The 13,565-nt window shown below is 58.9% G+C and carries 15 protein-coding genes and 1 pseudogene; 10 read left to right on the top strand and 6 right to left on the bottom strand.

Annotation, left to right across the window (positions count from 1 at the left end; genetic code table 11):
• Positions 1–61: 61 nt before the first annotated feature.
• Complete coding sequence (locus tag QK293_RS26085) at positions 62–1,825, bottom strand: cation:proton antiporter (RefSeq protein ID WP_282382857.1); 1,764 nt, start codon at positions 1,823–1,825, stop codon at positions 62–64.
• Between the two features lie 287 nt (positions 1,826–2,112).
• On the opposite strand from QK293_RS26085, the gene QK293_RS26080 reads away from it, so the two are divergent.
• Positions 2,113–2,595, top strand: coding sequence for an acyl-CoA thioesterase (locus tag QK293_RS26080; protein WP_074872148.1), 483 nt, complete (start codon positions 2,113–2,115; stop codon positions 2,593–2,595).
• Positions 2,596–2,651: 56 nt separating this feature from the next.
• Here QK293_RS26080 and pdxY read toward each other — a convergent pair whose 3' ends face one another.
• Positions 2,652–3,524: a pyridoxal kinase PdxY gene (gene pdxY, locus QK293_RS26075; protein WP_282382853.1), complete on the bottom strand. Its 873-nt coding sequence runs from the start codon at positions 3,522–3,524 to the stop codon at positions 2,652–2,654.
• Between the two features lie 120 nt (positions 3,525–3,644).
• On the opposite strand from pdxY, the gene QK293_RS26070 reads away from it, so the two are divergent.
• Positions 3,645–4,058: a DUF3301 domain-containing protein gene (locus tag QK293_RS26070; RefSeq protein WP_282382850.1), complete on the top strand. Its 414-nt coding sequence runs from the start codon at positions 3,645–3,647 to the stop codon at positions 4,056–4,058.
• Here the strand turns inward: QK293_RS26070 and QK293_RS26065 are convergent.
• Positions 4,042–5,031, bottom strand: coding sequence for a CobW-like GTP-binding protein (locus QK293_RS26065; RefSeq protein WP_282382847.1), 990 nt, complete (start codon positions 5,029–5,031; stop codon positions 4,042–4,044). The genes QK293_RS26070 and QK293_RS26065 overlap by 17 nt on opposite strands.
• A 27-nt stretch (positions 5,032–5,058) precedes the next feature.
• Between QK293_RS26065 and QK293_RS26060 the strand changes: the two genes are divergently transcribed.
• Positions 5,059–5,415 (top strand): NADH:ubiquinone oxidoreductase, encoded by a 357-nt coding sequence (locus QK293_RS26060; protein WP_282382844.1) that lies wholly within the window; start codon positions 5,059–5,061, stop codon positions 5,413–5,415.
• A 4-nt stretch (positions 5,416–5,419) separates the two neighbouring features.
• On the opposite strand, the gene QK293_RS26055 is transcribed toward QK293_RS26060, so the two are convergent.
• Positions 5,420–6,070, bottom strand: a complete 651-nt coding sequence (locus tag QK293_RS26055) for a DUF1826 domain-containing protein (protein ID WP_282382842.1) — start codon at positions 6,068–6,070, stop codon at positions 5,420–5,422.
• Positions 6,070–7,278: a zinc metallochaperone GTPase ZigA gene (gene zigA, locus QK293_RS26050; protein ID WP_282382840.1), complete on the bottom strand. Its 1,209-nt coding sequence runs from the start codon at positions 7,276–7,278 to the stop codon at positions 6,070–6,072. The genes QK293_RS26055 and zigA overlap by 1 nt, the downstream gene beginning before the upstream one ends.
• Positions 7,279–7,421: 143 nt before the next feature.
• Here zigA and QK293_RS26045 point away from each other — a divergent pair, with 143 nt between their 5' ends.
• Entirely contained in the window at positions 7,422–7,799 is a 378-nt protein-coding gene (locus QK293_RS26045) for a glutamine synthetase (protein WP_282382837.1), read from the top strand.
• On the opposite strand, the pseudogene QK293_RS26040 reads toward QK293_RS26045, so the two are convergent.
• Positions 7,796–8,262, bottom strand: a pseudogene (locus tag QK293_RS26040) (AMIN domain-containing protein); the annotation flags it as partial. The gene QK293_RS26045 and the pseudogene QK293_RS26040 sit on opposite strands and share 4 nt — an antisense overlap.
• 91 nt (positions 8,263–8,353) lie before the next feature.
• On the opposite strand from QK293_RS26040, the gene folE2 reads away from it, so the two are divergent.
• The 6 genes from folE2 to QK293_RS26010 are packed head-to-tail and all read left to right on the top strand — an operon-like array spanning position 8,354 to position 13,565.
• Positions 8,354–9,250, top strand: a complete 897-nt coding sequence (folE2, locus tag QK293_RS26035; RefSeq protein WP_282382835.1) for a GTP cyclohydrolase FolE2 — start codon at positions 8,354–8,356, stop codon at positions 9,248–9,250.
• Positions 9,247–9,915: an ATP-binding cassette domain-containing protein gene (locus QK293_RS26030; protein ID WP_282382832.1), complete on the top strand. Its 669-nt coding sequence runs from the start codon at positions 9,247–9,249 to the stop codon at positions 9,913–9,915. Before folE2 ends, QK293_RS26030 begins: the two co-directional genes overlap by 4 nt.
• Complete coding sequence (locus tag QK293_RS26025) at positions 9,915–10,781, top strand: metal ABC transporter permease (RefSeq protein ID WP_282382829.1); 867 nt, start codon at positions 9,915–9,917, stop codon at positions 10,779–10,781. Before QK293_RS26030 ends, QK293_RS26025 begins: the two co-directional genes overlap by 1 nt.
• Positions 10,782–10,792: 11 nt before the next feature.
• Positions 10,793–11,668, top strand: coding sequence for a metal ABC transporter substrate-binding protein (locus QK293_RS26020; protein ID WP_282382827.1), 876 nt, complete (start codon positions 10,793–10,795; stop codon positions 11,666–11,668).
• Positions 11,665–12,225, top strand: a complete 561-nt coding sequence (locus QK293_RS26015) for a DapH/DapD/GlmU-related protein (RefSeq protein ID WP_056738548.1) — start codon at positions 11,665–11,667, stop codon at positions 12,223–12,225. Before QK293_RS26020 ends, QK293_RS26015 begins: the two co-directional genes overlap by 4 nt.
• A 2-nt stretch (positions 12,226–12,227) precedes the next feature.
• Positions 12,228–13,565: a dihydroorotase gene (locus QK293_RS26010; protein WP_282382823.1), complete on the top strand. Its 1,338-nt coding sequence runs from the start codon at positions 12,228–12,230 to the stop codon at positions 13,563–13,565.

Raw genomic sequence — 13,565 nt, 5'->3', positions numbered from 1 at the left:
CTGCCACCGTGGCGCATTGACGCCTCGGCTTGGGCGAGTCCATCCAATTACAGGTCAAATTTCAATGCCCGGACGAATCCTTGTGGTTGTCCAGGGTTTCCAGCAAGGCCACCTGCATGCGCGTATGAACGCGGATGAACCAGCGCCAGAGCAGCGCCGCTACAGCGGCCGCGACTACGACGATCAGCATCAGCAACTTGTTGGTCGGCAGAATACTGGCCGACAAGGCTGCCAGCAGCAGGAAAATCAACAGCAGCGAGAGGATCGGGATCACTTCGGCGATCACCCGGCGCACTCGCTGCGTGTGGCGGCCGGCCATCTCCGGCTTCACGCCCATCTCCGCCAACAGCATCGAAAGCGCCTTGAGCTTGCGATAGGCGGCAATCAGGAACGGTAGCGACAACAGCAACGCCCCACCCCAGATCAACGCTTTCTGCCAGCTCGGGTCACTGATCCAGGCTTGCAGGTACGCCGACATGCGCTCGGCAAAAAACGCGCCCGAGAAAAAGATCGCAATCACCAGTGCCAGATTGACCCCCACTTGCAACAGAATCCGCCGAATCATCGATGCCAGCAGCGCGCCCTCGCCCTGAGGCTGGATGCTGCGCAGCCATTCACCGTACATCCCCAATACCCTGCCCAGTCGTTGCGGCATCACCGAGGCAAGCTTGATCGACAGCGGATCAGCCGCGCGGATCAGGTAAGGCGTCAGCAACGTGGTGATCACCGAGACAGCAACGGCGACCGGGTAGAGGAAGTTGCTGGTGACCTGCAGCGTCATGCCCAGCGCGGCGATGATGAAAGAAAATTCGCCAATCTGCGAAAGACCCATCCCGACTCGAAGTGAGGTGCGTCCATCATTGCCAGCGATAAAGGCGCCCAGGCCGCAAGACAACATCTTGCCCAGCACCACGGCCACGGTGATCACCGCAATTGGCCACGCATATTGCAGCAGGATCATCGGATCGAGCATCAACCCGATGGCGACAAAAAAGATCGCACTGAACAGGTCGCGAACCGGTTCGATCAAGCGTTCGATTTTCAGCAATTGCCGGGATTCAGCCATGATCGCGCCAATCAGGAAGGCGCCGAGCACCATGCTGTACTCGAGTTTGACCACCAGCAAACAGAAGCCGAAACACAGCCCCAACACAGTGATCAGCAGCATTTCATTGCTGTCGAACTTCGCCACGTAGGCCAGCAATCGCGGTACCAACAGGATGCCGATGACCAGTGCGACGATCATGAAGAGCGAGAGCTTGCCGACCGTGGAAAACACGTCGCCGGAACTGACCGTGCCGCTGACCGCGATGCTCGATAGCAAAGCGATGATGCCGATCCCAAGGATATCCTCGACGATCAGCACACCGAAGATCAGCTGCGCAAAACGTTCGTTCTTCATCTTCAGGTCATTGAGCGCCTTGACGATGATGGTGGTTGAGGAAATCGCCAGGATCGCGCCAAGGAACAATGAGTCCATGGTGTTCCAGTCGAACCAGCGGCCGATCTCGTAGCCGATCCAGATCATCAACACGATTTCCAGGAACGCCGCGATGAACGCCGTGGCGCCGACCTTGAACAGCTTGCGCAGGCTGAACTCCAGACCCAGGCAGAACATCAGGAAAATCACCCCGAGTTCGGCGAGGGTCTTGATGGTTTCTTCATCGTGAATCAGGCTGAACGGCGGGGTGTGCGGACCGATGATGAAGCCGGCGACGATGTAGCCGAGCACCACCGGTTGTTTGAAGCGATGAAACAGTACGGTCACCACACCCGCGATCAACATGATCACTGCCAAATCTTGAATAAAACTGATGGCGTGCATGGTGTGGGGCTCCTTGGGTACATTGCTCAATCGACAGACGTGGGAAAGGTCTGTTCGAGCAAGGAAAAAATCCACTTTCCGAGTAGGAATTGCCCTTGAGGCGGGCTTTTGAAGGGTAACACCGCGACTTCTGGCAGAAAGACGGTGCAATATATGGAAACAGATCGATCCGAGCGTGACGGCAGCCACCCGCTCGGCGTCCCGATAACTGTTGGTTTGGAAAAGCTGACGAGGCGCCCGCAGAGGTGCCGCCCTCCCGAAATTCTGCCTTGAACCGTGAGAACGCTATGGAACCCGGAAACGCACAACTGTCGATGACGGTATTGATGACCCCCGACATGGCCAACTTCTCTGGCAATGTCCACGGCGGTACCTTGCTCAAATACCTCGACGAAGTGGCCTACGCCTGCGCCAGCCGTTATGCCGGCCGCTACGTGGTGACCCTGTCGGTGGACCAAGTGATTTTCCGCGAGCCGATTCATGTCGGCGAACTGGTGACCTTTCTGGCCTCGGTCAATTACACCGGCAACACCTCCATGGAGGTGGGCATCAAGGTGGTTACCGAGAACATTCGTGAGCGCTCGGTGCGCCACACCAACAGCTGCTTCTTCACCATGGTCGCCGTGGATGACGACCGCAAACCGGCTGCTGTCCCACCACTGCAACCGCAGAACAGCGAAGACAAACGCCGCTTCATGCAGGCCCAGCAACGTCGGCAGATTCGTCAGGAACTGGAAAAGCGTTATCAGGACATCAAGGGCGACGCCTGATAGGGCAAAGGCCGCAGCCTCTGCAGAGGCTGCGGTTTTTTCTGCCCGCGACGCCGTTACAAGCTGATCGCCGTCGCCTCGAACCGCACCCGTGGATGGGCAATCCGGTCCTGAGCCCGCACCAATTCCAGCTCATAGCTGGCGCAGGCCTGGGTTTCCAGCAGCACTTCATGCACCGCCGACGCTGCAAACTCGAAAGCCGCCACCAGGCTATCGCCCAACAGCACGCGAGCCAGAAACAGCCCGGATGTCAGATCGCCAACGCCCACTGGCTGACGCGGAAATGCCAGCATGGGACGACGCAAATGCCAGCTGCCTTCGGCCGTCACCAGCAGCATCTCGAAAACATCCGCCGGCTTACCGGGATAGTCCAGATGCTTGACCAGCACAGCCTTTGGACCGCGCGCCAGCAACGCTCGCGCCATGGCCAGGCAATCGAACAACGATTGCGGTCTGCGCCCCGAAAAGCTGTCCAGTTCCAGCTGGTTCGGGCACATGAAGTCCGCCACCGCAGCCGCCTCCTCCAGCAGGAAATCGCTGACTTCCGCCGGCACGCTGCAACCCTTCTCCGGGTGGCCCATCACCGGGTCACACAGATACAGCGCCTTGGGATTCATCGACTTGATCCGCGCCACACCCGTCAGAATCGCCCGGCCCTGGGCCGCACTGCCGAGATACCCGGACAACACGGCGTCGCAGTTGCCCAGCTCGCCAATCGCCGCGATGCCTTCGACCAGCTCGGGAATCTGATGCGGCGCCAGCACTTCACCGGCCCACTGGCCGTACTGGGTGTGGTTGGAGAACTGCACGGTATTGAGCGGCCAGACATTCACCCCGACCCGCTGCATCGGGAAAACCGCGGCGCTGTTGCCAGCGTGACCGAACACCACGTGGGACTGGATGGCGAGCAGATGGGGCGTACGTTTCATGCGGTGAGTTTTCCGTAAAACGATTAAAATTCAAGCCGCGCAGTATGCGACTAAACGCAGCCTGTACGACAGACCGGCGACGCAGTTAAGCTGACACTATCTAGTTGGAGCAACTTGTTCATGCTGACCCTTGGAAATATCTTCGTCCTGATGCTGCTTGCCACCGGTGGCGCGTGGTTGTGGCACAACCATGGCTTGCGCGAGCGTGCGTTGGAACGGGTCAAGCAGCATTGCGCAAAGCTTGGAATCGAGCTGCTGGACGGCAACGTGGCCTTGAAAAAGATCGCGTTCGTCAAAGATGCCAACGACCGGCGGCGTCTCGCCCGTGTGTACAACTTCGAATTCACAGTGACCGGTGAAACCCGTCACAACGGCACCATCACCCAGTTCGGCGCCCACAGTGCGCAGATTGAGCTGGCGCCCTACCCGATGCCGTTCGACGACACGCCTGCGGTGGGCGATGTCGTGAAGCCGCGCGCTGAAGTGATCGAGCTGAGCCAGTGGCGGCAAGAACACACTAAATGGCGTCCATGATTTGAGTCGGGCTCAATCGGCAGTTGGCTAGATCTCTCTGCAATGAATCAATATCCTGCGGTTCACTGAAAATCAGCTCGATACGCGAATCACGCCGCCATTCGCTGGGCTGCCAGTTCAGCACCGAGTTTTCCAGTGCATTCGCCGAAACCCAACCGTCGACGCTGTGGATAACCAGCTTCGCCCGCCGCCAGACAAGGCTTTCAAGCCACTGGCCAACGCGCGCCGCATCGAATGTCTGACTCGGATGCCAACGCCAGCCGACGCTCCAGCCGCCCTCCTGTTCCTGACTCAAGCAAATTGGCAGCGCGGGATCCGTCCAGATGGCCGGCATCTGCGCCAAACCTTTGGGCGCGATGAAGTTATCCACACCCGCCACAGCCTGAACCCCGAACCCCGGTAATTTGCTCAACGGCAAGAGGGCTTGCTGCGTCCAATACAGAGGTTGAGAAGGCAGCTGCGCGGCGATTCGCTGGCGATCATTGGCGTCGAGACCTTCCGCCTTGTTCAGCAACAACAAACCGGCACTGCTCAACGCCTCCTGTTGCGCCTCGGGCAGTGGTTTGCCAGCGGCGAGTGCCTGGGCATCCAATACCAGCACACAAGGCTGAATTGCCAGCACGCCATGCCACGGCGCCTCACTCAACTGCCTGAGCAACTGCGCCGGATGACCCAGCCCGGAAGGTTCGATGAATAGCCGATCCGGGCGCGCCTTGCGCAGCAAACGCCCGAGACCGATCTGAAACGGCGCACCGTTGACGCAACACAAGCAACCCCCGGCCACTTCACCCAGTGCGATACCATCGGCGTCCTGGGTCAGCAACGCAGCGTCGAGGCCGATCTGGCCGAACTCGTTGATCAGCACTGCCCAGCGCTCACCGACCGGCCGCTGCATCAGCAGATTCTTGATCAAGCTGGTCTTGCCGGCACCCAACGGGCCAGCAATGACGTGAGTGGGAATATTCTGCAACATGGTCGATGTTTTCTGAGGAGGTGGTGGATGCGGTTGATGGGATTGTCGTTGCTCCTGGCGCTCACTTCGGGTGAGGTGCTGGCCCAGGCCTGCGTGGTACATAGCACGGCTACGCGACTCGACGTGAAAGTCTGCCAGCAGAACCGCAACCTCCCGGAAAAACTGTTCGCCGATGGTTTCTGCCAGCCGAACCTTCCGGGACAGAAAGTCGAGGTGCAGTACGTTGATCAATGCCCCACCGGCGCATTCGGCGTGTGCAGCAACGCCCAAGTCGCCAATATGCCTTACCGTCAGGATATTCACTATTACGGCGTCGCCACGGATGCGGCGTATTTAAAGCCGTTTTGCGAAGCCCAGAGCCAGGGAACCTGGCTCAAGCCTTGAAGCGTTAGCCTAGCCAGTCGAGCGTCAGTATCAACCGCCGCTCACCGGACGCAAGCTGTGGCGAACGGTGAATAAGGCCAAAGCCTTCGTTGCCGTGCCATTTCTCGCCTTTGAGCAGCGCGACGTCACCGCTGGCGATCTGCTCGATCAGCGGACCGTCCTGAGGCTCGGCCTCGGGCTTGCTCAATTGACGGCGATCCATCACGCCTTCTTTCAACCACTGGCTGCCAATCCCGGCGTAGGTGGTAATCAACCGTACCGGCACATGATCGACGTGGAAACGCGGGCACATGGCCTTGTCCAGGACCCGCAGACGCAGGCCGATACGCTTGGCGCCCAGCAAACAGGCGAAAGCACTGACCAGCCAGGAGACGTCGGCGACGAAACCCTCGTAACCTTCGAGATCGCTGAAACCTGAGGCCAATCCGTGAAGATTGGGTTCGGTGTCATCACTGGGCAGGTCCAGAACCAGCGACTCGGCCAACGGTTCGTTCAGGGACAGCAGCAAACTCCCGAAATCAGCGATGTGCGCCGGCAGTTGGCGCTGCCAAATGGCAAGATTTACGCCGTCATCCAGTATTCGGGTCAGTGCTTGCGGCGTCTCACCTTGAACCTGATGAATGATCGGTCGCGGCTTCAGACGGGGTGCCAACATCAGGCTGCCGCCTCTTCATGCCACGGGCCGAATGGATCTGGCAGTAATCGCCAGCCCTCGACACCCAACGCCATTTCATCGTCGGTCAGCAGGCAATTGTCGAGTTCGGTGGTGAGTTGCGCGAAGTCGATGTTCTGGCCGATGAACACCAGTTCCTGACGGCAATCGCCGGTGGCTGCGGTCCAGTTTTCCATGATTCCGGCCGTGCTTTCTTCGTCCTGCGGCCACTGCTGTTTCGGTACGAAACGCCACCAGCGTCCGGCGAAACCATGGCGCATCAAACCGCCGGCCTGGGACCAGCTAGCGGCGTCCATGTGCTTACTCGCCAGCCAGAAAAACCCTTTGGAGCGCAGCAGTTTTCCATTCACCCATGGGCGATCGATAAAACTGAAAAAGCGCTGAGGATGAAACGGTCGGCGTGCTCGGTAGGCCGTCGAAGCGATGCCGTATTCGTCGGTTTCGGGCACATGCTCGCCACGTAACTCCTGTAACCAGCCCGGCGCCTGAGCGGCCTTGTCGAAATCGAAACGACCGGTATTCAGGATCTTCTCCAAGGGAATTTCGCCCATGACCATGGGGATGATTTCTGCCTGGGCATTGAGCCGCTCAAGGATCGCGATCAGCTCCTGGCGTTCACTGCTGCTGATCAAGTCGATTTTGCTGATCAGAATCACGTCGGCGAACTCGATCTGCTCGATCAACAGGTCGGTGATCGAGCGTTCGTCCTCCTCGTCCAATGTTTCACCACGGGAAGCGAGACTTTCGGCGGCCTGATAGTCGAGCAGGAAATTCATGCCATCAACTACCGTGACCATGGTGTCGAGCCGGGCGATGTCAGCCAGGCTCTGCCCTTCTTCATCCCGGAAGGTGAAGGTTTCCGCCACGGGCAGCGGCTCGGAAATGCCGGTGGATTCGATCAACAAATAATCAAAGCGACCCTCCTTGGCGAGTTTGCTCACCTCTTCCAGCAAGTCTTCGCGCAAGGTGCAGCAGATGCAGCCATTGCTCATCTCCACCAGTTTTTCTTGCGCACGATTCAGGGTGACATCGCGCTGGACTTCCCCGCCATCGATGTTGATTTCGCTCATATCATTGACGATCACGGCAACGCGCAGGGTGTCGCGATTGCGCAACACGTAGTTGAGCAGCGTGCTTTTGCCCGCGCCGAGAAAGCCCGACAGGACGGTCACGGGGAGACGATTGGGCATCAGGTATTCCTCACAGAGATGCCCGGTCGCAGTGTCGGGCTTAACTTGATGTTATAGTATAACAACACGATCAAGCCACTCTCCTCTTGCCCACGATGATAAAGAGCACGATGCTCAAGCCCATTCGGTCCGTGAGAAATCCTATGCGTGTAGCCCTGAAAATAACGCTGATGAGCGTTTCGCTGCTGATCGCTGTCGACGCCTGGGCGCAAATCCCGAGCCTGGCCAAATGCACCCGAAGCGCCCATCTGCTGGCCTGCGTGGATGGCGACGGCAACGCCTATAGCGTCAACACCGTCGGTAGTACGATCTATTTGCGGGGCTTCGAAGCGGCCGGAAAACGCCACTGGGCGCAGACCAACAGTCGCTATGGACAACTCACGTTTTTCACTGGGCTCGCTTCCGATGGCGAAGCCTGGGTGGGCTATAACCGCCGCGTCGGCTGGACCACCATCAATCGGTTTTCCAGCTCTGGCGGCAGCAGCGGCAAGTTCACTTGTAGCCGAATTGCAGGGTGTTAGGCCTGGGACTTTTTCTGCTCCTGCAGCCACGCGATGTAAGTGTTTACCGGCGGGTTTTTCTGGAAGTAGCGCTGTAATCCTTCGAATAAACCATCGGCTACGGCCTGCTGGTGGCGCGATGGTCGCGTTCATCGACATGTCGAGAATCACCCCGGCGAGTATCGGGTCCTTGTCTTTGAGATTGAGCAGGCCCGTTGCGCCATGAAGCGCGCCGTGGCGGAGGTCGCTCCACCTTCAGATCAAGTACCAGTCGATGGCCCTGGCCGTCCTGCGGTGGCAGCAAAAAACTGGCGAGCTGCACCGGACCGCTGAAGTCGAGGACGATCCCCGTATCACCCTGACCAAATTGCCGGGAACGGATCGAGCGAATCACAGTGTTGCTGAGCGCCAACTGACTGAGGTTGCCATTCAGGTTGGCGCCACTCACATCGATGATCAGCCGTTCGGGAGCGCTCAGGGAAAACGCATGATGAAAGCCCGTTCATAAAAAAGGCATGGTTGATTCTAATGTAATAACATAACATATTGAATCGACTCCCACGATGGACCTGCTCATGAATGCGCTGACTCTGCCGGATATTGCCGCGCAGGCCTCACGCCAAGCCCTGCCACTTGACTGGGTGGGCATGTGCGGCATTGCTCTTCCTGTTTTATTCGATGGCCAACGACTGAGTGCAAAGGCCGACGCGGGCGTCAGCCTTGATGATGGAGAGGCGCGCGGGATTCATATGTCGCGGCTGTATTTGACGCTGGAAATGCTTGAGCAAGAAAACCTGACGCCCGTCTTGTTGCGGCGAGTTTTGCAAAGCTTTCTCAACACTCATGAAGGACTGTCCACTAGCGCGTACTTAAAAATTCACACCGATTTACTGCTCAAAAGACCGGCGCTAATCAGTCCATTGGCCGGCTGGAAAACGTATCCAGTGAGCATCGAAGCACGTTTGAAAAACGCGATGTTCCACGTGGAACTAAAAATCGACGTGCCTTATTCCTCGACCTGCCCGTGTTCAGCGGCGCTTTCCCGGCAGTTGATTCAGCAGCAATTCGTCGATGACTTCGCCAACCAGCCGCTGAAACACGCCGATGTATTGACCTGGCTCGGCTCCACAAAAGGCATCATCGCAACGCCTCACAGCCAACGGAGCAATGCGAAATTACGGCTTCGACTGAGTGACTATCTGGATGACTTGCCGCTGATCGCAATCATCAACGACGCCGAAGCGGCCCTCGGCACCGCCGTACAAACCGCTGTAAAACGCGCCGATGAACAAGCCTTCGCCCTGGCAAACGGTCAGAACCTGATGTTCTGCGAAGACGCCGCACGACGTTTGAACCTGGCCCTGAAACGCTCCCCCGGCATCAACGCCTTCCACATACGAGTCATCCACGCCGAAAGCCTCCACGCACACGACGCGGTCGCCGAAAGCCGCTGGAATTGGGAGGCCGCATGATTCATTGCCAAGCCTTGCGATGGGGCGCACCCGGTCAACCGCTCACGCCACCCGTAGATTTCCAATTGCCCAGGGGCAGCCTGACCGCTGTGATCGGCGCCAATGGCTCGGGTAAAAGCAGCCTGCTGAAAGTGATCGCGGGTTTACAAAAACCGCTCATCGGCAAAATCGAACTGGATGTTCCACGCAAGGGCGGCCTCTCGTTCCTTCCACAGCAACAACACCTGGACCGCCAATTCCCCATCAGCTTGCAAGAGCTAGTGGCCGCCGGTTTCTGGGGCAGCACGCGGTCTGCAGAAATACGCAGCCAACGCCTCAAAGCCGTGCTGGAAGACTGGTGTCTGACCGGTCTGGAGCAGCGCCCATTGATGGCCTTGTCCGGCGGCGAATTACAGCGTGCCCTGCTCGCCCGTTTGAGCCTCGCGCAAGCGCCATTGCTGTTGCTCGACGAACCCCACGCCGCCCTCGACGAACTCGGTCAGGTGCTGCTCTGGAAACACATCCACGCCTGGCATGCCGAAGGCCGAACCTTGGTTGTCGTGTGCCATGACCTGGCTGCCGTTCGCCAACACATTCCTCAAACGTTGCTGATCAAAAGCACCGGCTGCGTCCTCGGGTCGAGCATTGATCTGATCCATCAACAACCGCAAGCGCGGGTGGCCTGATGCTCGCTGCCGTTCATCTTTGGCAGCCATTCCACGAGTTCGTGTTCATGCGTCGAGCGCTTCTTGGTGGATTGGTCCTGGCGTGCAGCACGGCACCGCTCGGTGTGTTTCTGATCCTGCGACGCATGAGCCTGATCGGTGACGCGGTGGCGCACGGTATCTTGCCCGGCGCTGCATTGGGCTTCTGGTTCGCAGGTTTGAGTCTGCCCGCGCTGACCATCGGCGGGCTCGGCGCAGGCCTCAGCATGGCCGGACTCGCCGCCTGGATCACCCGGCGAACCGGCCTGCGGGAAGACACGAGCCTCGCCGCGATCTACCCGATTTCACTGGCCAGCGGCGTGCTGATCCTCGGCATCGCCGGCAAACGCCTGGACCTGATGCACCTGTTGTTTGGCTCGGCGCTGGCGGTCGATGGCCCGACGTTGACAGGCATGCTCTGGGTCTCCGGCTTCAGCCTGATCGCCATGGCATTCATCTACAAACCCCTATTGCTGGACACCCTCGACCCACTCTTTCTACAAACCGTCAGCCGCCTCGGACCACTGGCCCACGGTGTGTTTCTGATGTTGGTGGTGCTGAACCTGGTGATCGGTTTCCAGGCCATTGGCGCGCTGATGGTGGTCGGCTTGATGATGTTGCCCGCCGCCGCGTCTCGCTTCTGGAGTCGTCGCTTGCCGATGTTAATGGCCATCGCCGCCCTGCTCGGCTGCCTCTCGGTGTGGCTCGGCTTATTGCTGTCGTTCTACTACTCACTGCCCAGCGGCCCGGCGATCGTGCTGGTGGCCGGCGGTTTGTATCTGCTGTCCGTGGTGTTCGGACCGGTGCACGGTTTACTGCGCCGCCCGCCTTTGCTCACATCCCAATGAGGTGTTACCCGATGCGCGCTTTACTCGTGCTGTTCAGCTTGATGCTGTCGATGTCGCTGTCTGCTGCGGAAAAACTTCAGGTAGTCACCAGTTTCAGTATCCTCGCCGACATGACCCATCAAGTCGGCGGCGACCATATCCAGATCACCAACATGGTCGGCGCGGATGCCGATGCTCACACTTACGAGCCGACGCCTGACGACGCCAAGGCGTTGCTCAAAGCCAAGTTGATCATCAAAAACGGCCTGGGTTTCGAGCCATGGCTGGATCGTCTGGTAACCAGCACCGAGACCAAAGCGCCAGTGATCAGCGCAAGCCACGGCGTCATCCCGCGCTCCCTGGATGAGGACGGCGAGGCGGTTCCTGACCCACACGCATGGCACAACCTGGCGAACACTGAGCTGTACATCAGCAACATCACCAACGCACTGATCGCCGCCGACCCGACCAACAAAGCCGACTACGAACACAACAGTCAGGCCTACCTGAAACAGATCTACGCGCTGCTTGCCGAAGCCAAGGCAAAACTCGGCTCAGTACCACCGGGTAATCGCAAAATCGTGACGTCCCATGACGCCTTCGGTTATCTCGGTCAGGCTTACGGCATCGACTTCATGGCGCCTCAAGGCCTGTCCACTGAACGCGAACCGTCCGCCGCAGAAGTCGCTGCTCTGATCACCCAGATACGCCAGGCCAAGGTCAAAGCGGTGTTCATGGAAAACATCAAAGATGCACGCCTGCTCAAGCAGATTGCCGAGGAAAGTGGCGCGCACATCGGTGGTACGTTGTACTCCGATGCGCTCGCGGCGACCGGGCCGGCCAGCACCTTTATCGGGTTGTTCGAGTACAACCTCAACACCCTGTACAACGCGGTGAGCAAGCCATGATCCGCAAGAATCCTTCGGGTGATTTGCCAGTGATAGCGGAGTCAGCGTACGTCGATAAAACCGCAATCATCTGCGGCAAAGTGGTGATCGGCGAAAACGTCTTCGTCGGCCCCTACGCGGTGATTCGGGCCGACGAGGTGGATGCCTCGGGCGAGATGGAGCCGATCACCATCGGCGCCAACTCGAACATCCAGGATGGTGTGGTGATCCATTCCAAGTCCGGCGCGGCAGTGACCATCGGCGAGTTCAGCTCGATCGCCCACCGCTCGATCGTTCATGGTCCGTGCAAGGTTGGCGACCGGGTGTTTATCGGTTTCAACAGCGTGCTGTTCAACTGCGCAGTCGGTGACGGCTGCGTGGTGCGACACAACTCGGTGGTCGACGGTCGCGATTTGCCTGAAGACTTTTATGTGCCCTCCACCACTCGCATCGGCCCGAAGACAGATCTATCGCAGTTCCCACCGGTGAGCGTCAGCGCCTCGGAGTTTTCCGAGGACGTGGCGCGTACCAACGTCGACCTGGTGCGCGGCTACAAAGCCCTGCAGAACGAGTTTTGACCATGAGCAGCATGCTGATTCGCAATGCCCGGCTGGTGAATGAAGGTCGCGAGTTTGACGGTGACCTGTTGGTGAGCAACGGTCGAATCGTGAAGATCGCCAGCAGCCTCCACGGTGAAAATGCCGACGTGGAAATCGATGCACAAGGGCAATGGCTGCTGCCCGGCATGATCGACGACCAAGTGCACTTCCGCGACCCAGGCTCGCCGGACAAGGGCAGCCTCTACACCGAATCCCGGGCCGCGGTCGCCGGCGGCATCACCAGCTTCATGGACATGCCCAACACCCATCCTGCGACCCTGACCCTCAGCGCACTGGCTGACAAAAAGCGGAAAGCGGCGATCAACTCAGTCGCCAATTACGCCTTTCATTTCGGCGTGAGCAACGACAATCTTGACACCGTCGCCAGGCTCAATCCCTGTGAAGTCGCTGGCGTCAAAGTGTTCATGGGCGCTTCGACCGGCAACATGCTGGTCGATGACCCAAAGATTCTGGAGCGGTTATTCGCCGAGGTGCCCACCATTTTGTTGGCCCACTGCGAACACACGCCCAGCATCGACGCCAACGCCGCGAACCTGCGTGACTTGTTCGGCGAACACATTTCAGCTGCGGCCCACCCGCTGATCCGCAACGCCGAGGCCTGCTTTCGCTCCTCCTCAATGGCCGTGGACCTGGCCAGGCGTCACGGCACCCGACTGCATGTTCTGCACCTGACCACCGCCCGCGAACTGACGTTGTTCGAAGACAAGCCGCTCGCCCAGAAGCGCATCACCGCCGAAGTCTGCCTGCACCACTTGCTGTTCGATGATCGGGATTACCCGAGTCTCGGTAACCTGATCAAGTGCAACCCGGCGATCAAAAACACGACCGACCGCGATGCATTGCGCGTAGCATTGCTGAGCAATCGACTCGACGTGATCGGCAGTGATCACGCGCCACACACCTGGGCCGAGAAACAGCGTCCGTACAGCCAGGCGCCTGCCGGCTTACCGTTGGTGCAACATGCCCTGCCCGCGCTGCTGGAATTGGTCGCGGATGAAGTTCTGCCGATCACCACGCTCGTGGCCAAGACCAGTCATCGCGTCGCCGATCTGTTCGCCATTCCCGACCGCGGTTATCTGCGCGAAGGCTATTGGGCCGACCTCGTTCTGATCAAACCCGAACCCGGTGGTGTCGCCGTTTCCCAGCAGCCGATCCTGTCTCAATGCGGCTGGACACCTTTCGCCCGTCAGCGTTTTCGCCACAGCGTCAGTACCACGATTGTGTCGGGGCAAATGGCCTGGCACGACAAACGTCTTAATGACAACTGTCAGGGTTTACCTCTACGGTTTATGCGCTAG

This window comes from Pseudomonas sp. AL03, from assembly GCF_029960815.1.
GTDB lineage: Bacteria > Pseudomonadota > Gammaproteobacteria > Pseudomonadales > Pseudomonadaceae > Aquipseudomonas.
This window is presented reverse-complemented; position numbering and strand designations above follow the sequence as displayed.

Excerpts from the sequence above, each read along its gene's own strand:
- QK293_RS26060 (WP_282382844.1), top strand. The coding sequence starts at position 5,059 with ATGCGGTTGATGGGATTGTCGTTGCTCCTGGCGCTCACTTCGGGTGAG.
- QK293_RS26030 (WP_282382832.1), top strand. The coding sequence starts at position 9,247 with ATGATTCATTGCCAAGCCTTGCGATGGGGCGCACCCGGTCAACCGCTC.
- QK293_RS26070 (WP_282382850.1), top strand. The coding sequence starts at position 3,645 with ATGCTGACCCTTGGAAATATCTTCGTCCTGATGCTGCTTGCCACCGGT.
- QK293_RS26065 (WP_282382847.1), bottom strand. The coding sequence starts at position 5,031 with ATGTTGCAGAATATTCCCACTCACGTCATTGCTGGCCCGTTGGGTGCC.
- QK293_RS26080 (WP_074872148.1), top strand. The coding sequence starts at position 2,113 with ATGGAACCCGGAAACGCACAACTGTCGATGACGGTATTGATGACCCCC.
- QK293_RS26055 (WP_282382842.1), bottom strand. The coding sequence starts at position 6,070 with ATGTTGGCACCCCGTCTGAAGCCGCGACCGATCATTCATCAGGTTCAA.
- QK293_RS26025 (WP_282382829.1), top strand. The coding sequence starts at position 9,915 with ATGCTCGCTGCCGTTCATCTTTGGCAGCCATTCCACGAGTTCGTGTTC.
- QK293_RS26085 (WP_282382857.1), bottom strand. The coding sequence starts at position 1,825 with ATGCACGCCATCAGTTTTATTCAAGATTTGGCAGTGATCATGTTGATC.
- pdxY (WP_282382853.1), bottom strand. The coding sequence starts at position 3,524 with ATGAAACGTACGCCCCATCTGCTCGCCATCCAGTCCCACGTGGTGTTC.
- zigA (WP_282382840.1), bottom strand. The coding sequence starts at position 7,278 with ATGCCCAATCGTCTCCCCGTGACCGTCCTGTCGGGCTTTCTCGGCGCG.
- folE2 (WP_282382835.1), top strand. The coding sequence starts at position 8,354 with ATGAATGCGCTGACTCTGCCGGATATTGCCGCGCAGGCCTCACGCCAA.
- QK293_RS26015 (WP_056738548.1), top strand. The coding sequence starts at position 11,665 with ATGATCCGCAAGAATCCTTCGGGTGATTTGCCAGTGATAGCGGAGTCA.
- QK293_RS26045 (WP_282382837.1), top strand. The coding sequence starts at position 7,422 with ATGCGTGTAGCCCTGAAAATAACGCTGATGAGCGTTTCGCTGCTGATC.
- QK293_RS26020 (WP_282382827.1), top strand. The coding sequence starts at position 10,793 with ATGCGCGCTTTACTCGTGCTGTTCAGCTTGATGCTGTCGATGTCGCTG.
- QK293_RS26010 (WP_282382823.1), top strand. The coding sequence starts at position 12,228 with ATGAGCAGCATGCTGATTCGCAATGCCCGGCTGGTGAATGAAGGTCGC.